At 69.9% G+C, this 17,932-nt stretch carries 24 protein-coding genes; 19 read left to right on the top strand and 5 right to left on the bottom strand.

Features of this window, described 5'->3' with window-relative positions; genetic code table 11:
• Nucleotides 1-42: 42 nt before the first annotated feature.
• The 15 genes from OH809_RS24875 to OH809_RS24805 all read left to right on the top strand — a co-directional run bounded on the left by OH809_RS24875 (nt 43) and on the right by OH809_RS24805 (nt 8,801).
• The gene (locus tag OH809_RS24875) at nt 43-435 is read left to right on the top strand and encodes a DUF3846 domain-containing protein (RefSeq protein WP_406515572.1); all 393 of its coding nucleotides are present in this window, start codon (nt 43-45) and stop codon (nt 433-435) included.
• Nucleotides 436-505: 70 nt separating this feature from the next.
• A complete protein-coding gene (locus OH809_RS24870; RefSeq protein WP_406515571.1) occupies nt 506-874 on the top strand; it encodes a hypothetical protein in 369 nt (122 codons plus the stop codon).
• Between the two features lie 28 nt (nt 875-902).
• Nucleotides 903-1,994, top strand: a complete 1,092-nt coding sequence (locus OH809_RS24865) for a PP2C family protein-serine/threonine phosphatase (protein WP_406515570.1) — start codon at nt 903-905, stop codon at nt 1,992-1,994.
• A 123-nt stretch (nt 1,995-2,117) separates the two neighbouring features.
• Nucleotides 2,118-2,450 (top strand): hypothetical protein, encoded by a 333-nt coding sequence (locus tag OH809_RS24860; protein ID WP_406515569.1) that lies wholly within the window; start codon nt 2,118-2,120, stop codon nt 2,448-2,450.
• Between the two features lie 71 nt (nt 2,451-2,521).
• The gene (locus OH809_RS24855; protein WP_327349624.1) at nt 2,522-3,100 is read left to right on the top strand and encodes a hypothetical protein; all 579 of its coding nucleotides are present in this window, start codon (nt 2,522-2,524) and stop codon (nt 3,098-3,100) included.
• Between the two features lie 77 nt (nt 3,101-3,177).
• Nucleotides 3,178-3,894, top strand: a complete 717-nt coding sequence (locus OH809_RS24850; RefSeq protein ID WP_406515568.1) for a hypothetical protein — start codon at nt 3,178-3,180, stop codon at nt 3,892-3,894.
• A gap of 77 nt (nt 3,895-3,971) precedes the next feature.
• The gene (locus OH809_RS24845; RefSeq protein ID WP_406515567.1) at nt 3,972-4,358 is read left to right on the top strand and encodes a hypothetical protein; all 387 of its coding nucleotides are present in this window, start codon (nt 3,972-3,974) and stop codon (nt 4,356-4,358) included.
• Between the two features lie 91 nt (nt 4,359-4,449).
• Nucleotides 4,450-5,574 (top strand): N-6 DNA methylase, encoded by a 1,125-nt coding sequence (locus tag OH809_RS24840; RefSeq protein ID WP_406515566.1) that lies wholly within the window; start codon nt 4,450-4,452, stop codon nt 5,572-5,574.
• A gap of 109 nt (nt 5,575-5,683) precedes the next feature.
• The gene (locus tag OH809_RS24835; RefSeq protein WP_406515565.1) at nt 5,684-6,031 is read left to right on the top strand and encodes a hypothetical protein; all 348 of its coding nucleotides are present in this window, start codon (nt 5,684-5,686) and stop codon (nt 6,029-6,031) included.
• 88 nt (nt 6,032-6,119) lie between these two features.
• On the top strand, nt 6,120-6,308 hold the full coding sequence (locus OH809_RS24830) for a DUF4314 domain-containing protein (RefSeq protein ID WP_406515564.1): 189 nt from the start codon (nt 6,120-6,122) through the stop codon (nt 6,306-6,308).
• 81 nt (nt 6,309-6,389) lie between these two features.
• Nucleotides 6,390-6,692 (top strand): hypothetical protein, encoded by a 303-nt coding sequence (locus OH809_RS24825; RefSeq protein WP_406515563.1) that lies wholly within the window; start codon nt 6,390-6,392, stop codon nt 6,690-6,692.
• A 67-nt stretch (nt 6,693-6,759) separates the two neighbouring features.
• Complete coding sequence (locus tag OH809_RS24820) at nt 6,760-7,464, top strand: hypothetical protein (protein WP_406515562.1); 705 nt, start codon at nt 6,760-6,762, stop codon at nt 7,462-7,464.
• 60 nt (nt 7,465-7,524) lie between these two features.
• Nucleotides 7,525-7,875 (top strand): hypothetical protein, encoded by a 351-nt coding sequence (locus OH809_RS24815; RefSeq protein ID WP_406515561.1) that lies wholly within the window; start codon nt 7,525-7,527, stop codon nt 7,873-7,875.
• Nucleotides 7,876-7,935: 60 nt separating this feature from the next.
• On the top strand, nt 7,936-8,268 hold the full coding sequence (locus tag OH809_RS24810; protein ID WP_406515560.1) for a hypothetical protein: 333 nt from the start codon (nt 7,936-7,938) through the stop codon (nt 8,266-8,268).
• Between the two features lie 77 nt (nt 8,269-8,345).
• Complete coding sequence (locus OH809_RS24805) at nt 8,346-8,801, top strand: hypothetical protein (RefSeq protein ID WP_406515559.1); 456 nt, start codon at nt 8,346-8,348, stop codon at nt 8,799-8,801.
• 15 nt (nt 8,802-8,816) lie between these two features.
• Here the strand turns inward: OH809_RS24805 and OH809_RS24800 are convergent, their stop codons facing one another.
• From OH809_RS24800 to OH809_RS24790, 3 genes are all read right to left on the bottom strand, one after another.
• Nucleotides 8,817-9,404 (bottom strand): SMI1/KNR4 family protein, encoded by a 588-nt coding sequence (locus OH809_RS24800; protein ID WP_406516276.1) that lies wholly within the window; start codon nt 9,402-9,404, stop codon nt 8,817-8,819.
• Nucleotides 9,405-9,522: 118 nt separating this feature from the next.
• Nucleotides 9,523-9,753, bottom strand: coding sequence for a hypothetical protein (locus tag OH809_RS24795; protein ID WP_406515558.1), 231 nt, complete (start codon nt 9,751-9,753; stop codon nt 9,523-9,525).
• Nucleotides 9,754-10,186: 433 nt separating this feature from the next.
• Complete coding sequence (locus tag OH809_RS24790) at nt 10,187-11,485, bottom strand: serine/threonine-protein kinase (protein ID WP_406515557.1); 1,299 nt, start codon at nt 11,483-11,485, stop codon at nt 10,187-10,189.
• 1,961 nt (nt 11,486-13,446) lie between these two features.
• Between OH809_RS24790 and OH809_RS24785 the strand changes: the two genes are divergently transcribed.
• The 4 genes from OH809_RS24785 to OH809_RS24770 all read left to right on the top strand — a co-directional run bounded on the left by OH809_RS24785 (nt 13,447) and on the right by OH809_RS24770 (nt 16,359).
• Nucleotides 13,447-14,103: a YeeE/YedE family protein gene (locus OH809_RS24785; protein WP_406515556.1), complete on the top strand. Its 657-nt coding sequence runs from the start codon at nt 13,447-13,449 to the stop codon at nt 14,101-14,103.
• Nucleotides 14,103-14,519 carry a YeeE/YedE thiosulfate transporter family protein gene (locus tag OH809_RS24780; protein ID WP_406515555.1) on the top strand — a complete coding sequence of 139 codons (417 nt, stop codon included), beginning with the start codon at nt 14,103-14,105 and terminating at the stop codon, nt 14,517-14,519. The genes OH809_RS24785 and OH809_RS24780 overlap by 1 nt, the downstream gene beginning before the upstream one ends.
• A 308-nt stretch (nt 14,520-14,827) precedes the next feature.
• Entirely contained in the window at nt 14,828-15,682 is an 855-nt protein-coding gene (locus tag OH809_RS24775) for a hypothetical protein (protein ID WP_406515554.1), read from the top strand.
• 116 nt (nt 15,683-15,798) lie between these two features.
• A complete protein-coding gene (locus OH809_RS24770; protein WP_406515553.1) occupies nt 15,799-16,359 on the top strand; it encodes a hypothetical protein in 561 nt (186 codons plus the stop codon).
• 188 nt (nt 16,360-16,547) lie between these two features.
• Here the strand turns inward: OH809_RS24770 and OH809_RS24765 are convergent, their stop codons facing one another.
• Complete coding sequence (locus tag OH809_RS24765) at nt 16,548-16,994, bottom strand: hypothetical protein (RefSeq protein ID WP_406515552.1); 447 nt, start codon at nt 16,992-16,994, stop codon at nt 16,548-16,550.
• A 104-nt stretch (nt 16,995-17,098) separates the two neighbouring features.
• Entirely contained in the window at nt 17,099-17,728 is a 630-nt protein-coding gene (locus tag OH809_RS24760; RefSeq protein ID WP_406515551.1) for a hypothetical protein, read from the bottom strand.
• Between the last annotated feature and the right edge of the window lie 204 nt (nt 17,729-17,932).

Below are 17,932 nucleotides of genomic sequence, written 5' to 3'. Positions count from 1 at the left end.
CCACCGCGGCGGCCCCCACTCCTCACCGACTCGGAGACAACCATGACAACCATTCGCGGCATCCGCCTCGACGTCGACGGCACCCTCACCGACCTGGAACTGCCCGTCGCCGAGGGCCTGTCGGCCGCCCTGCGCCCGGTCGTCGACGGCTGGGTCGAGATCGCCCACTACGCCCGCCCCGGCGGCACCCACCGCCTGTCCGTGGCCGTGAACGAAGAAGGCATTGCCCTGGGGCTGCCGCCGAACCTGTATGCGACGTCGCTGATCAACGCCATCCGCCTCGAACGCCTGGGGTACTGCCTGCACGGGCCCGTCGTGCTGATAGGCGCCCTGGACGGCGCGGGCCTGCACACCGACGTGCCCGAGGTGCTGCGCGGCGGCCTGCCGCAGATCATCGACGCCCTCAAGCCCCGCTACACCCCGGTCACTTCCTGACCCCCCGCGGGCGGCCGGACCCAGCACGGGCCCGGCCGCCCGCCCCGCCACCCATGAACGGACCGCCTGCATGCGCACCGACCGCCTCGACCGCTTCGCCGCCACCGGCACCGGCTGGCAGCCCGCCCGCATCCGCCTCGCCGACGGCCACCTCATGAGCGTCCAGGCCGGACCCGGAGCCTTCAGCCTCCCCAGGCCCACCAGCTCCTGGCCGGGCACCGTGCCAACCGACTACCCCGGCCCCTACACCCACCTCGAGGTGTTCCTGTGGCCCGGCCTCGAAGTCCCGGACGACTGCGACTGGGACGAGGACCCGGTCGACTGCGAAAGCCCCGACGCCTCCCTGTACCTGGAGGTGCCGGTCGACGAGATCCGCACCTTCGTCCTGGCCCACGGCGGCGAGCACGCCGACCAGGACGCCGACCAGGACGCCAACTGACCCCGCAAGCCCTGACCGAGGAGGAAACATGCCCCGAGAGATCCAGGCCCTGTACGTCCAGCCCAACGGCCACGCCGAGCCCTTCTACCTGGACGACGAGCCCAAGCGCCAGCAGTCCGACATCGCCGACGAGCTCGACGGCCCCGTCACCGCCTGGAGGCTCGGCCGTCACATGACCGCCCACACCAGCGGCCCCGGCTTTGAGCGCACCCGCAACGAGCCGGTGCGCTGCGCCTGGCGCGACCTCGCAGGCACCGACGCCCCGGACCTTCGCGGCCCCGTCATCGTCACCGGCCCCGAGAGCCGCGACGGCCTCCTGCTGCCGCTGCCGCCGCAGGCCATCGAGCGCGTATACCGCTGGGCGCGCCTGCTGCGCCCGGCGACCATCCGGCGCCGCCCGCAGATGTCTGCCGCCCAAGCCGTCGGCACCCGCGACCTGCAGTGCGACACGCACGCCGTCCACCACGACCGCGTCAGCGGCCGCTGGGCGTTCGTCGTCCTGGACGGCGTCGGCGACGAGGAGGACATCCAGGAGCACGTGCGGACGTGGGCGCCCGAGCTGGCCCGGGCCGCCGCCCGCTCGGGCGAACCCATCTCCGCGATCGCCCACGTCCGCGCCCAGATCCTGACCCGACTCGGACGGCGCTGGAACCACATGGACCCGGGCGCGGCCGCGGTCGTGGCCGTCCACCACCCCACCAACCCGCGTCTGCGCCTGGCCTGGTCCGGCGACGCCCGCGCCTACCGGCTCTCCCACATCGGCACCCTCGTGCCGCTGACGAAGGACCACAACTTTGCGCAGGAGCTGCGCGACGCCGGCCGCCAGCCCAAGGAGTGGGACCACAACTCGCTGATGGCGTGCCTCGAAGACGGCGACATCGGCTACGAGGAGGCGGAGTTGGACGTGGTCGCGCAGCTCGTCCTGTGCTCGGACGGGGTGCATCACCCACTGGAGACCTACGAGCCGGGCCTGATGGAGGAGGCCCTGCTGCTGGCCCTGGACGCGAAGGAAAGCGCGGGATCGCTCGTGGCCGAGGCCCTGTCCCAGGGCCGGACGCGTGGGGCGAGCCAGGACAATGCGACCGCGCTCGTGGTCAGGTTCCCGCGCCCGAGCGCCTGAAAAATCTGGCCCATACCCGAGATTTTCTGGCATAGGGGGGCACATACGCCAAATGCCTGTAGAATAAGGGCAGCGGGGAGGGGGAAGCCGCCCCCTCCCCGCCACGACCTCTTGGAGAGCAACGTGACCATCGCATCCACGTCCACGCGCATGCCGATTCCCCCCTACCCCGGCCTGAACATCACCGAGACCGTCGAGCGTCACAACGTCGACGGCGCCCAGCTCCGCGACGCCCTGGACCGCATCAACTGCGCCCTCACCAAGGCTTGGGACATCGCGCACTACGGCCTCACCCAGGAGCAGTACACGCAGCTGGTCTGCCACTGCTTCTACAACACGCTCCTCGACGACGCGCTCGTTCACACCATTCACGCCACCACGATCAGCCGGACCCGCGGCATCACCTGCCTGGCCTTCCGCATCGACGAGCTCATCACCACCGAACTCGGCGCCTGACCCCTTCGGTGGCCCGCCCGTCGGTAGGCGGGCCACCGAACCACCGGACCACCGACCTCTTGGAGACCCGCATGCCCATCCGCCTGCAAAGACCGCTCCGCAGCTGGCTCGTCGTCTTCCATGACGACCCGTACGCGATGCGCATCGTCGCCGTGCACCCGGCCGCCGACGACGACAGCGACGACGAGCTGCACGCCGAGCTGTACGTCGCGAACCTGGCCTCGTTCTACGTCGACGCCCCGTCCGCCGGCCAGGCCCGGCTCACCGCCCGGCAGCTGCACGACGTCGAGCGCATCCGCACCGTCTGCGCCCGCCTGCGCGCCGACCGCCCCCAGCGCCGCCCGGCCGCCCCGCGCACCTGCACCGCGCCCCGCGGCCACCAGGCCCTCGCCCGCGCCTCCCGCGACGTCGCCCTGACCCGGACCGCCGCAAAACGCGCCGACGAGATCGTCACGACCGCGCTGCGCGCCGGATACCGGCACCGGCCCCTGCGTCAGCGCCACCTGACGTACGAGCAGTACGTCGACCACCTCACGGCCAACGCTGCGGCAACCCTCTACCGGCACGCCGCACTGGTGGCCGCAGGCCGCACCGAGGAGGCCGTGGCCGTCCTCATCAACGCACTGGGCAGCGCCGCCGCCACCCACTGACCCCGCTCCACCCCACCCCTGGGCCGGGCCCCGCACCTGCGGGAGCCCGGCCCCTTCCACACCCGGAGGAACACACCGTGACCGACACCGACCAGCAGCAGCCCGCCGACGCCGCATCCCCCCTGATCGAAACCCGGGTCTGCATCGACGACATGCTCGGCCCCTACGACGCCAAGCTGAACCCCGACAACCGGTGGAACGGCTGGCTCTCCCCGTTCTTCACCCTCGACACCGCCCGCAAAATCGCCGCCCGCACGCAGGAGATGGCCGATGAGGACGGCCACGACTGCGTCGACACCATCCACGTCATCGACGGCGGCATCGACCGCGAGGGCGAGCCCCGCGCGGTCGTTCTGCACATCAGCTGGCAGTACTTCGACGAGGGCTCCCAGACGGCCGCCTCGATCATCCAGCCCAACGACGAGGGCCTGTACGGCATCGGTGGCTGGTCGTGGACCTGGCACTTCGCGACCTGGTCGTGCACCTGCGGTGCCGACGAGGAATGGCACGTGACCCGCTGCGAGTGCGGCCAGCCCCGCCCCGAAGACGCCGCCGACGAGGCCGCCCCTGATGTGGCGCACGCCCGCCGCGAGGACCCGATCATCAAGCCGGAACCCAAGCGCAGCGGGCCGGGCACGCGGGATCTGCGGGAGATCGCCGAGGACGCCGCCAGGACCATCCCCAGCGACGTCACATCCCATGACGCCAACGAGATCGCCCAGATGGTCAGCGGCCTGGTCGCCGCCGTTCTCTGCGTCGCCGACACCGTCGCCCGCGTCAACGACCGCCCCTGACGGCGCACCATCCCACCCCTGGGCCGGGCCCCGCACCTGCGGACGCCCGGCCCCTTCCGCACCAGGAGGAACCTTTGATGAGTACTCGCGCCATCGTCGCCCGCCCCACCGAAGGCGGCGGCTTCGCCGGCCGTTACCTGCACCAGGACGGCGACCCCGCAACCGCCATGAGGCTGCTGCGCGACTTCGTCCTCCTCGGCCACAGCGGCAACGTCGAGGCAGCCACCCGCATTCTGCTCGACGAGCACCCTTTCGGCTGGATCGACCTGCCTGACTCGGAGAGCGACGGCGAGTGCTTCTGCCACAGCGTCGAGACGGCCAGCCGACTCGACACGGGCCTGCTCACCCACGAGTCGGACGCCGACGTCGAGTACGCCTACGTCCTGCACCCGGACCGCCTCGTGGCCCTCGCCCCGGGCGGCGACGGCTGGGAGCCGATCCGCACCAGCGCCTGGACCCACTGACCCACACCACCCTTCTTCGGCGCCCCGCCACCGGCTGCACCCCAGCCCGGGTGGCGGGGCGCCGTCACACCCACACCTCGAGGAGCAACCGATGGACCAGCTCGACCTGTTCGCCGAAGCCGAGGAGATCCCGGCGACCTTCACCGCCCGCCCCGCACAGTCCCGCCCCGCGGCCGCACCCCGCCCGGCCGCTGTGCCCGCGCCCCGCCCGGCGCCGGCGCCGCGCCCGGTCGTGGCGGCCGCCGAGCCCGACAGCCTGTTCGCCGACCCGCGCCCCGAGCTGCCTGCCGTGCAGACGCCCATCCCCGCCCGCCGCGGCGTCACACCGCTGATGATCGGCAACCCCCGCGACGCCGGGCAGCGCCTCGGCGAGGCCGTCGCGGAGACCTGGCACGCCTCCAACTGGGGCGGCTACCGCATGGACATCCCCGTCAGCATCGTCGCCGCCCTGGCCCTGTTCCCCATCAAGGGGCACACCGAGGACGTCACCCGCATCATCAGCACCTGCACCGACTGGGAGCTCCTGCAGGGCTACCGCGAGATCTACGCGGCGACCTGGTCCAGCCGCCCCGACCTGGGCGCCCGCATGGCCCCGCTGATGGGATGGCTCACCGAGGACGGTGTGGAGGAGAAGGCGTACGCGGTCCGCCGGGTGACCGACACCGCGCTGAAGTACGGGGTGCTGCAGATGACCGGCAGCACTGACCCCGACAGCCGCTCCGACACCGACCTGATGTCGTGGACGATCACCTCGCTGCGCTCGCACGGCGCCCGCCAGGGCCTGGGCGAGTACCACACCCCGCCGGAGCTGTGCGACATGATGGCCCGCCTGACCTGCGACGCCGAGTCGCTGCAGAAGGGCGCCTGGTTCCACGAGCCCGCCGGCGGAACCGGCGGCATGTTCCGCGCGCTGGCGCAGCACCTGCGCAACCATCACCTGGACCCCGCCGACTTCGGGTGGGCGATCAACGACCTCGACCCGCTCGCGGCCGCCGGTGCCGCCGTCAACGCGATCGTCTGGGGCCTGGGCCCGAGCGTCGTCGTCTCCTGCGGCGACGCTCTCCGGCAGGGCGACGTCGTGGACCAGGCCATACGGGAGCGTGCGGCGCTCATCGAGGAGCGGAACCAGATCGTCGGGTACCTCGCGACGGTCGAGGCGTACGGCGAGGCGATCAAGCTCGCCGACCGGCTCATGGCCGGACCAACGGCCGCCTGACCTGGGGTTTCGCCGAAAAAAATCCTTGACCCCCACTGCTATGCCGCTAGAATAAGGGGGATGGGCAAGGGGGAAGCGCCCCCCTGCCTCAACGCGAGGAGAACTGAACATGAGCGAGCAGCAGACGCACTCGATTCACCACGACGGCTGGGAGCTGAGGTTGCGAGACGAGGGTGACGCGGCAATCGCCGAGCTCTGGGCCTTCGGCGCCAACCTGAGCAAGACGACGCTGAACACCACCGGAACCGGCGAGGTCACCGTCACCTCCGAGTTCTCGCCGCACGTCAGGGGCGATCAGCGGACGAAGTGCTCCGCGAACTGCCAGTGCAGCTGGGAGCTGAGGTCGCGCGACGAGGACGACACGGCGATCGTCGAGGTCTGGGCCTTCGGCGCCAAGCTGAGCGAGACGACGCTGAACACGACCGGAACCGGCGAAGTCACCGTTCACAAGGCCTGATCCCGGTGCGGGCGGCGGACGACTCCGCCGCCCGCACCTAGATGTGCCACACCATTCGACCGACCTGCACCTCACGGGAAGGCAACCCATGTACCACCGAGGCCAGCGCATCGCACTCATCGCCACAGCCGACCCCCACACCGAACTCCGCCCCGGCGACAAGGGCACCGTCCGCCGCTACGACACCCGCCTCCAGCAGCTCGCAGTCGACTGGGACAACGGCTCCCGCCTCTCGATGCTCCTCGACGACGGCGACGAGGTCAGTGTCCTGAGCTGACCCCACCCGTCCCCGCGCACTCGGCCCCGCCCACCTGGGCGGGGCCTTCGCACAGCACCACCCGACCTCTTGGAGAACCCCATGCAGCCCGCAGCCCCGGCCCTCGACATTCACCTCGACCTCCCGAACCTCGAAGCCGCCGCCCGCAAGTGGGCCACCCGCGCCCGCGCCCTCGGCAACCGCGCCGTCTGCGACGACCAGGAGAACGCCCTCAGCGTCGCCGCCATCTCGCTCGACTCCGCCGCATATTTCCTCGACCGCGGCGAGACCGACGCAGCTCGCGACGCCCTGCGCGCCGCCTGCAGCTACGCCGGCTGCGAGGAAGCAGGCGCCCCCCAGCTCGCAGCCGCCGCCCGCACCCTCCTGGACAACCTCCCGGCCTGACCCGAGCCAGCCCCGCCCCACCAGGGGCGGGGCCCCAACCAGCACCACCGACCTCTTGGAGAACACCGTGCAACTCGCACCCTCAGCCCTTCACGCCACCGGCGAAGATCTCGCCGTGCGCCTCGGCTGGCAGCTCGACGGGCTCGACATCGACGGCATCGTCCACCTCCAGGGCGACCTGGAACGCCAGATCGGGATGCGTCTCATCAACAACGGCAGCACCGTCCAGATGTGGGCCACCGGCGGCACCCAGCCCACCGACCAGCCCGCCGACGGCATCGCCCCGCTGCCGTACCGCCACAGCTACAACATGGCCGTCCACATCGGCTCCCTCACCGAGGACCAGGACCCCGGGGTCGTCCTCTACAACACCGTCAGGGACAACCTGCTGCCCGTCTTCGACGCCAAGCCGTACTACGTCGGCCACCGGCCCTGGGAGCCCGACACCGCACCCGACGTCGAGCCGGACCCCGAGGTGACGACCCTGCCCGCCGCCGGCACCGACGAACAGCCCGCACCCGCACCCGAGCCGCAGACCCCGGCCGATCAGCCCGCAACCCAGCCCCAGCCGGAACCGGAGCCCGAGGCCAAGCCCGCCGCCAAGCGGACCCGCCGCACCAAGCCCGCCCCCGCGGCCGCCGCCGAACCCAAGCCGCGCCCCACCCGCAAGCGCACCACCACCAAGCCCGCCCCCGCGGCCGCCGCAGCCGAACCCAAGCCGCGCCCCGCCCGCAAGCGCACCACCGCCAAGCCGAAGCCCGCCACCTCCTGACCACCCCGCCCGGCCGCCCGCCCACCACAGCGGGCGCCCGAACCCAAGGCAAGGACACCCATGGCTCCCAAACCCGAAACCCAGCCCGAGCCCGAAACCCCGGCCGACCCCACACTCGACAACTGCCCCGACTGCTCTGTCCGGCCCGGCCGCTTCCACCTCCACGGCTGCGACATCGCCCGCTGCGCCATCACCGGCCTGCAGCGCGCCGGATGCGTACACGGCAGCGACGTCTGCAACACCCGCTGGACCGGCCAGTGGCCCGGCGAGGCCGAGTGCAACGAGTACGGCTTCGTCATCAAGTTCGGCGACGACCCCGTCCGCGAACACCTCCCGGACCTCAACCGCCTCTACGCCGAATGCGACTGGGACCGCGACCAGCAGCGCATGGTCCGCCGCACCACCTCTTGACCCGCACCCGGGCCGCCCACCCCACCAGGTAGGCGGCCCGGCCCACACACGAGGACACCCATGACCACCACACCCGACACCGACCACAAGACCGAACCCAACCGCGAGCGCAGCGAGTTCGAGTCGGCCCAAGCAATGACGGCCCTGCTGGTCGCCCTCGGCGTCCAGGCCGAGACGATCAACACGGGCGGCAACTGCTGGTCCTCCTCCATCACCCTCACCCCGTTCGTACGCCTGGAGCTCAGCGACTGGCCGGGGGACGCATGGTCCTGGCTCCTCTACCAGCACGGCGGCGAGCAGGTCATGGGCGGCCACTGGGAAACCGCCGACGACGAACTCACGGCCAACAAGGCCAAGGCCCTCATCGACGCGATGGGCTCGATCGTCGCCTGAGCAGCACCGCCCACCCACCACGCGGCCCGGCCCACCAGCCGGGCCGCACCCATCCCCGAAAGGAAGACACCCCAGCCGTGACCCCCGAGAACTGGACCCCCATCGCCGCCCTGGAGCACAACGCCGGACGGCACGTCGCTTACAGCGGCGAGCACACCACCGCCTACGGCCAGCACCCCGCCCCCGCCGGCGCGTTCTTCTACTACTCCCTCGCGCTGCACCTCGACCCCGACCAGGCGGCCGCCACCATCGCCGACCTCCCCGTGGCCCTCATCCTCACCAGGGACATGGAACACTGCCTCCTGCCCCTCACCACCGACACCAACTGCTGGCACATCGCCGAAGCCTTCTGCCGGCTCGGCATCCTCCCGCCCGCCACCGAGCTGCACCCCAACCCCGTCATCGCCCTGTTGGTCGACGCTGAAAATGCCGACGGGTCCGGCACTGAAGGTGCCGATCACCGAGAACAAGATCGCCCCACTGGGGTGGTCCCAGCGGGGCGTTTGTCGGCGAGGTGTCGCGGGCGTCGGTAAGGTGCCGAGGCGCAATCAGTCGAACTTCATGCCGAAGTATGGGTCGGGTTCGCCTGTGTAGGGGTCGACGCCGGACTCCCACCGTCGTTGTTCCTCGCGCCAGTGGACGAAGTGCGGAGAGGACTCTCCCCAGAGGGAGGCGTCGCTGAGTGGACACTCGTCGAAGCCTTTGGTGAACAGGCGCCGAAGGAACTCCGCCATTCCGCAGTCGTAGATTTTCCAGTGGGGCCAGCCGTGCCGTTCCCACACGACAACGGGCCACTTGTTGGGGTCGTGGTCAAGGGTGAGCCAGCCGAGGATGTCGGCTCCGCAGCTGACGCCCCAAGCGACGACAGAATCAGGTCCGGCATCGACCTCGTCCGGTCCTCCTTCGGACTCCCACATGTGCCGCATGTTGGCTGTCTCGGCCGCCATGCCCTCGAGGTCAGGGCTGTCGGCCGGCTGCGTGTTCGCTTCGGGGATCACGACGCCCAGCGCGTTGTCGATGCCGCCAGCTCCGTACGTGCTCATGAAGGCGATGTAATCGGAGGGAAAGCCGACTCCCCAAGCCCGCCGGATCGCATCCCAGTCCACCTGCTCATCGGCCCCGTCATGTGGCGGCATTACCACCGTGAGTGCGGCGAGAACTGTTCCTTGAGACGGCATGTCCCCTCCAGTGGTGTGCATCGTCTGATGCAAGGTATCCGGTGCCACCGACATCGAGTTTCGAGGGTGTGGAATATCAGTCGAGGACTTCGGTGACGGCGGGCTGCGCGGCTTTCTCGTCGACGAGAGACTTGCCGGCGGCGAAGGTGGCCACGAGGGATTGCAGGCAGAGGTTGTTGACCGCGCGGGGGAAGCCGCGCGATGTGGTGTGGATGAGGGTGACGGCATCGTCGGTGAAGAGCTGGTCGCTGCGGCCGGCGAGGCCGAGGTGGTGCTTGATGTAGCTGGCTGTCTCGGTGGACGTCATGCCGGGCATCGTGTAGGCCTGTGCACGGACTGCAGGCTTCGAGGACGCGTCCAACGCGGCTGCGCGGCCGACGACCCCGACCGCTCCCGCGAATCCCGACGCACCTCCTACGCCCAGCCGTGGAAGTGGGCGCCCTGCCCGCACGACTGCGGCTACGTCGGTCGGCCAGAGACTCGCGCCGGCGTTCTGTACCAACTGGCCCCGCAGATCAGCCCGAAGAAGTGGCCTGTGCTGTACGGCTCTCAGAGGGCCGACGCAGACGGCCAAGAGGCCCTACCCCCAGGAGGAGTAGGGGCTCTTCGCGTCGCAAGGTCGATCCGATGGAAAGGCTTTCCGGCCTGGCGCTGGTCTGGAGGTCTGGCCACTTCCAGGTAAGGCCCGGGTGTCAGACGCGCAAGGCAGACCGTGGGGGATCCAGGCCCCGGGACTCGTGTCAGTGTTTGCCCTTGCCGTGCTTGCCGGCCTCCTTGGGGCCTGGCTTGATGTCGTGCTCCTTCTCCGGCTTCTGCTCGGCAGGCTGTGCTGGGGGTGAGGAGGCGGTCCCGTATGACGGCGTGGCCGGGGACGAGGAGGATGTGGCGGGGCTCGTGCTCGCGGACGGCGTGGTCTGCGGCTCCTGCGCTGAGCCGGTGTCGGGCGAGAACCACGCCATGCCCACCAGCAAAGCCATGATGAAGACGCCGACGCCGCCCAGCACGGCCACCAGGCGGGAACGGCGGAGAAACGGCAGGTGCGAGCGGCGGGTCGCGACCCGGTGCACGCTGGTCTGCCACTCGGTGTCCGCCACCGGGACGAAGGCACCCTGGGAGTGTGCCGTGGGAGCAGAGGCGGAGCTTGCAGGGGCGGCGGCGCTCGAGCCGGTGGCGTGTGGCCGGTCCGGGCGGCTGTGATCCTGGTGTTCGCTCGGCAGCGGCTCAGGCACGCCGCGCCAGGCTCCGCGCCCGAACCAGTCCGCCACCTCCTCGGCCGTGGGCCGGCTCTCGGGCTCCTTGGCCAGCAGACCGAGCAGATAGCTCTCGAAGGCGGGCGGGAGATCGGCACCGAGTTGCCGGGGTGGGACCGGGGTGGAGTCGAGGTGCTGATGAAGCACCGCGAGCGCGCTGTCCGCTTGGAACGGCGGGCGGCCGGTGAGGAGTTGGTAGAGCACACAGCCAAGGGAGTACACGTCCGAGGCAGGACCGGCGGTGCGGCCCAGAGCACGCTCGGGCGCGAGGTAGAGGCTGGTGCCGACGATCTGCCCGGTGGCGGTGAGCGCGGCGCCGGGGTCGTCGAGGAAGCGGGCGATGCCGAAGTCGCCAATCTTCAGGGTGCCGTCGGCACCCAGCAGGAGGTTGGCCGGCTTGACGTCCCGGTGCACGATGCCCTGCCGGTGCGCGGCGGCCAGCCCAGCAGCGCCCTGCGCGGCGATACGGGCCACCCGCTCGGCGGGCAGCGGTCCGGAGACGGTGAGCAGCCCGGCGAGGCTGTCCCCGTCGACGAGCTCCATCACCAGGAACAGACGGTCTTCGTGCTCGCCGAAGTCGAGGACGCCGACCACATTCGGGTGGCTGAGGCGGCCGGCGGTCTGTGCCTCCAGCCGGAAGCGGGAGGATGCGGTGGGGTCTGAGTCATGGGGGAGCAGGAGTTTCACGGCAACCGGTCTGCCGAGCGTCTCGTCGAAGGCCCGCCAGACCTCCCCCATCGCGCCCCGCCCGATGGCATCCCGCAGCCGGTACCGGCCCGCTATCAGCACGTGTTCTTCACCCTCATACCCAAAGACGTCTTGATCACCGCAGGCCATCGCTCACCGCCGGGGCGCGGATCAAGTGGGGGGGTGCCGCAGCGGCCCCAGCGTACCGGCCCTGCAACGTGCCTCTGGGCGGCGCAGCCATCCCTCGGTGTGCCTTTCGGCCGGTTTACAGCGGGAGGGCCCGAGCCGAGGGACCGCTCCAGTGCCCGGCTGCTATGAGGTGCGCCACGAGGGGGAAGGTGCGTGCGTGGTTCGCGGCTGAGTCGTGATGGCTTTATGTTGCGCTTGTCACACGAGCGTTGGAGTTGTGACCACCTCTCGCCACCAGTGACATCCCAGGGGCACAGCACGCTGGAAAGAGTGACCCCGTCGTGAGGGTCGAGGCGCTCGCCCTCATGGGGAGGTACGCGAGCGCCGACCGCAGGAGCGGGCTGGTTCCCCCCGTGCCGGCTCGCTCCTGCTCGCATACGGCAGCCCGGGTGTCCACGTGGCAGTCGCACCCGGGCTGCCGTCGCCAGCGGGGCGACTGGTAAGCCGCTCCCGTAACAAGCCGACTGTCAACAGCTCCCTTTCATCGTGGACGCCACTCCTGCTGGTAGCAGGGATGCCGCACAACGGCTGCGCGAGCCACGCCCTGGCGCTGTGCACGTACCATGCAGCTTGGCGGCAATTATCTCATATCGGGCTTTTCGCCCAATTGACGAGCCGGGCCCACCAGCCACCCCTCGATCGGCCCGGTGAACCCCCTGGGCACCGAGGATCCTGCGTGCGTCGCGCCGCCCCACCCGGTCGGGCCGGCACCGATTCCGACCGAGTTGTCGCCTCCACCGTGCGCGCCCGCCTATGCTCCGCCGGCTCACACAGGCACCGCTGAGCCGTTGGCACGCCCTTGAGTACTTGGTCCACATGTCTCCCGCAGCCCTCATAAGTCACTTTGCGGCACGACCGACAGACAGCACGTTGGCACATGATTCCCCTCCATTAGCGTCTTCATTTACCGCCTGGAAAATCAACAGCTTCGTCACAACCGAATTCACAATTTCGCCACAACCAACCCTCATATGCGCACTGTCTCCCCGAACGGCTAACTCGCTGCCAGCGCGAGGGCCGGTCCTGAAACCCAATCACGCTCCAAGCGGCCCCGCCGCCGACCGTAAATATTCAGACACAAGAGACAAAGACGCATAAGCATCACGTGGCATATCTCACTCGGTGATGTCAAGCGGTCACGGTCAGAATCCCCCTGAGGTTGCTTGGGACACCGAAACGGTGGTTCCATCACGCCCGGTCGAAGAAATGGAGGCACAGCTCCATAGCTGTGACAGGCCGTCACCGCGTCGCTCTGAGATCGTCGACCTGGCGCGGCGAGGGCATGAAATCGAGAACGGCAACCGCCCTCTCCGAATGGGTGGTGTGCGCCGGTCAGAAGGGAGCAACGTGGGTTGCTCGCACGCCGTAGGATGCCCCCTGTTCCCGCTGCTTAGGGCGAGCTTGCAAGGTTGGCGCGACTACTACTGCGACAGCGAGGATCAGTGGCTCGGCTGTGCGCGCTACCAGATGTCACTCACCGGCGAGCGCGTGCCGATCAGCCTGCTGCCCAACGGGGCTCGCGCACGACATCTCGAAGACGCGGCCAACGCGGGCCGGTCCGGCGCCGTCGACCCAGGGCAGGTACCCCGGCAGGCCCCGCCACCACGGCACAATCCGACGTCACCGGGGAGCGCGTCTTGGTCGCAGCAAGCGCTGGCCCGGCCACCTGAGCCGTCTGAACCTGGGATCGCGGCTCCGGAGAGCGTGACTCAGTGGGGGGCGGCATCTCCGCCGATACCAGTCACGCATTACCAACCGTCACCACCCCCGCAGATTCCCCAGCCTCATACCCACCCCTCTCGACACGCGCGGCGAGCGCCCAGCTCGAAGCGCGGCTGGTGGGCTCGATTCACCGAATGGATGGGAGGCCCCGCATGAGTAGCTACTGGCCCTGGTGGGCCGGCGCTGCCGGGCTCGCTCTGGTCACGATCAACTACGCCCTCACCACGGATCGCTCTTTTGGGGTGTCGTCCGCGTGGGATCGCGTGTTGCACTGGCGCCGCGAACGCCACCTCGAGCGGATGGACGAGGAGTTCACCGACGATCGTGCTCTTGTTGACGCTCTCGCCGCAGCTACAGCGGAGCACTTCGGCACCGGCCCTGGCGCGTCTACCGTGCCGCCGGCTCCATACGGGGAGTCACAGCTGCTCAAAACGGACGTCGAACCGACGGTGAGCGAGAACACCTCGGTCACAGACCCGGGCCCGGCCCCGCTGGTCACCCAGGCTGCCCTGCTGATATCGATCTTCCTCGGCGGATTGATCGCCGCGGTCACCTCCGGGCGGTTCCACCTCCGCTACGACATGGGCCCGGGTTTCCGGAGCCTGGTCACCGCCAATCCGACCACCATGACCGTCCTGCTGTTCGTGGGGGGCGTGCTGGTCGGCTTTGGCACTCGGCTGGCCGGTGGGTGCAGCTCCGGCCACGGACTCAACGGCTGCGGCCGTCTACGCCCGGTCAGCCTCGTCGCGACCGCCGTGTTCTTCGGCACCGCCATCGTGGTGTCGTTCCTCCTGTGGAAGGTGATCTGATGCGTACCCGGGGCGCGATTCTGCTGGCCAACATCCTTACCGGACTGGCCCTCGGCTATACCGTCACCAACATCGGCTTCGGCGACTACGCCGAGCTGAACCGCATGTTCACCTTCCAGGACCTGCGCATGCTCCTCTCCTTCGCCGGCGCCGTGGTGATCATCGTGTGCGCATTCGCTCTGCTACGGGTCCGCCGCACCCCGGGGCGCATCCACGCCGGCGTGATCCCAGGCGCGGTGTTGTTCGGTACGGGCTGGGCGATCTCAGGTGGGTGCCCTGCAATCCCGATCATCCAGGTCGCCAGCGGATACCTGCCTGCCCTGGTCACCATCGTCGGCGTCATCGTCGGTATCCGGCTGTGCCGCTGGGCCAACGCCCGATACTTCCACCTCGACCGCGGCTCCTGCGGCCTGTAACCAAGGACGCCCCCGCCACACGTCCCGCCGAGGAAGCGGCCCTCGGCCGGAGCCGCTGCGGCTGGTCAGCCGGAGTAGCACGGGTCGCCGCCGTAGCTGGACTCGGCGCGGATACGTCCACCTATCCCGTCACCACACAAGGAATCCGCGCAGGAGCATCACACATGCTGCACACAGCGTTTCAAAAGCCTCGTTAGCGTTGACGGCTGCTCGATCCCCTGTGCGAACGTGACCAGGCCGTGGCCCAGGCGGGCCGTGGCCCAGGCGGGCCGACGACGCATCGAACCAGGAAGACCGGAAAACCGCAGATGGATTACTGCTCCTCATGCCGTCGGCATCTCAACGGCGCCCTGGTGTGCCCCGGGTGCGGCGCCTACGCCCCGGACACCGCCCCGCCCGCCGCCGACGGCTTCAGCGGGTCGGCCCCGGCGATGGCGAGCGCCACACCGGCCACAACGGCTCACCGGGACACCGCGACCTACGACACGTGGCATGACACGCTCCTCGACGGCGAGGCGCAGTCCAGCGATTCCATGGACGTGGCCCCGCACGTTGCCGCTGATGTCGAGGACCTGCCGCCCGCGCGGCAGGGGCGTGCGGCACGCCGACGCCAGCTGGTCCGCTGGAAGAAGAACAAGCGCCGGGCGGCGGTCGCCAGTGCTGTCGCACTCGTCGGAGGCGGCCTGACCATCGCCATGATGGACCGGAACTCCGCCGACCGGGCCGAGGCAGCCGTGGCGCCGTACGACCAGAGCATCGGCGCCGTGAAGGAGCGGACGCCCGAGCAGAATCGTTCGGCCTCCGCGCCAGCTACCGATCAGCGCACTCACCGGTCGTCACACGCCCCGTCCCAGCCGCAACCGCCGACGAGGACCAACGCCCCGCGAGTGCTGACCCGCGCGGTCTCGCCCCGCGCGACGCCATCAATCGACCGGCCAGAGGCCGACGCGCCCGGCCGCCCGGCCGCGACGCCGACCCCGCAGCCGCACAGCACCACCCCGCCCGCCGGCGACACGGCCCCCGACCGCTCCGATACAACGGCGCAACAGCCGTCGACGCCTGCGCCCACCAACGGCACGGACTCGGGCACGTCCCAGACCCGCCCCGCACGGGCATCGACGTCGCCGACGGATGTCTGTCTACTCGCACTGTGCCTCAGCTGACCATGCCTGCACCCGGCCGTTCCCGGTCGAACGATTTTCGGAGTTCGCGGGCATGTGTCAGTCTGTGAGCAATTGAGCAACGGCCCCAGCCGATGGAAGGAGAGGAGACAGAGCCAATGAGTCCCCGCGACGAATTCCAAGTCCTCCTGCGCCGCATCGGCCGGTGGTGGGCCGTCGACATCCCCCGCCTCGACCTCCACACCCAGGGCCGCACACTGGAAGGTGCGGAGGACCTGGCGCGCGGCCTGGTCGCCGAAGCCGTCGGCGTCCCTCCGGAGGTGATCGCCCTGAACATGGTGGTGCCTGAACTCGCGCCCGTGCTCGGCCCGGTGACCGAAGCGCGGCACCGTCGGGCGGCCGCGGTCGCCGCCGAGGATGAGGCGATAGCCGCCGCTGTTCACGAGCTCGTAGACAAGCTGCACATAAGCCAGGGTGACGCCGCGCGTCTGCTCGGCATGCCCCCGAGCGAGGTGGCCCACTTCACGCCACAACGCGGCTCGGCGACCGCCGGCACAGGCCAAAGCGCAGGGCAGCGCGCCCCCGCGCCCGCGCCCACTCCGCCGCGACCGGCCGCCGCCCCTGCTTCCAACTCGCGCCCCGGCCTGCCACGGCGACCGCGGCAGACGGCCTCGTCCGCCTGGGCGACTTCAGACGACGGCGCCGCAGGCCGAGGCTGACCGTTTCGCCTCCAGGCACGCGGCCACAGCCGTGCCTACCTCGCCCTCCACCACGCAATCCGAGGTCGCCTACTACCTCGCCTGCGCACCCCTGGACGCCGCCCTCGCGGACCTGGTCCGCGTCGCGGGCTGCCACTGGAAGATCCCGTTGCGCGGGTTGCCGGCCACAGGCGCCTCCTCTGCTCAGGTCAGCACTTGTTGTCCAGGAAGTACTGGGCTTGCTCTTCCGTGAGGAGTTCGGCGACCGCAGGATCGTCGATCTGGAGCGCGGAGCAGATGTCTGCTTGGGCGTCGGCGTCCATCTCGTCCCACGCGGTATCCCAGGCAGTCTCGTTGGCGGCGTCATCGAGGATCTCGTCCTTGTGGCCGCCGATGACCTCCGCGACGGCGTCGGTGTACTCGTCCTCGGTGAGGCCGATGCACTCGGCTTCGTCGGACGCGTCGTGGAGGTTGTCCTGCGCGTAGTCCTGCTCGATGACGGCCACGCAGTCGTCGATCGTGTGCTCCTGCTCGGTGCTGGCCGTGACCGTGGTGGCCGGGGAGGCTGCCGTGGTTTTGTCGTCGCTGGAGCTGGAGCAGCCGGCCAGGGCGGCGAGCATGGCGGTGGCTATGAGGGCGGTGGTGGTACGGCGCACTGTTCCCCCTGGTGCGTCTGGTGGCGGGTTCGTGATGGCGAGCGGTGCCGGGGGCCGCGGCCCCCGCCGTCACGGGTGGGCGGGGGCCACGGGCTGTGGGCCGCCTAGTAGTTGGCGTTGGCGATGAGGTCGCCGTCCTCGCCATAGACACTGACGAGTCCGTTGTCCGACTCGTAGCAGGAGGTGAACGCGGACGCGATCAGCTTCGCGTCGCCTGCGTTCTCGCTCATGAAGCCGCCGGTGTAGTCGGTGAACACCTCGGCCGAGTCCAGGATGTCGTTCCGCTTGTCCGCGCCGGTCACCTTCGTGACGTGCTTGACCGCCTGCTTCTCCGGCGCCGTGCCGGACTTGGCGACGCAGGCCTTGAACTCCTCGGCCTGAGCCTTCTGCTCGGCCGGCTTGTCCTTCGCGTCGTCGGTCTTCGGCTTGTCGTCGGTCTTCGGCTTGTCGCTGGTCTTCGGCTTGTCGCTGGCGGTGACGGCCTTGTCCTTGCTGCTGGTGTCGGTGGAGTCGCTGCCGCCTCCGGCGATGGCCGCGACGATGCCGATCAGGACGAACAAAGCAACGATGCCCAGGCATCCGAAGCCGATGATCTTCCCGGCGCTGGACTTCTTCGGCGGCTGCGGCTGGAACGGCGGCTGGCCGTAGGGCTGCTGGGGTCCGCCCCATCCGGGCTGCTGCGGTCCGTTCCAGCCGGGCTGCTGGGGCTGCTGCGGGTACTGCTGGTTGCTCATGGTTTCCTCTGGGGCAGGCATTGTGCGGTACAGGTGTGTGACTGGTGAAGAAGATGTGCGGTTGCCTCGAATCGGTGATCTTGACCTGATCGTGATGAACCGTCCAGGGTCACTCGAAGCGGCTGATCGGGTAGCAACCACCGCAGGAGGCGCAGTAGTACAGCGGCTGCTGCTCGTAGCCGAGGGCGCCGAGGAGGCGTCGGA

This window comes from Streptomyces sp. NBC_00873 (assembly GCF_045207415.1).
Classification (GTDB): Bacteria; Actinomycetota; Actinomycetes; order Streptomycetales; family Streptomycetaceae; genus Streptomyces.
Note: the sequence above shows the minus strand (reverse complement) of the source record. Positions and strands in the feature narration are given on the sequence as shown.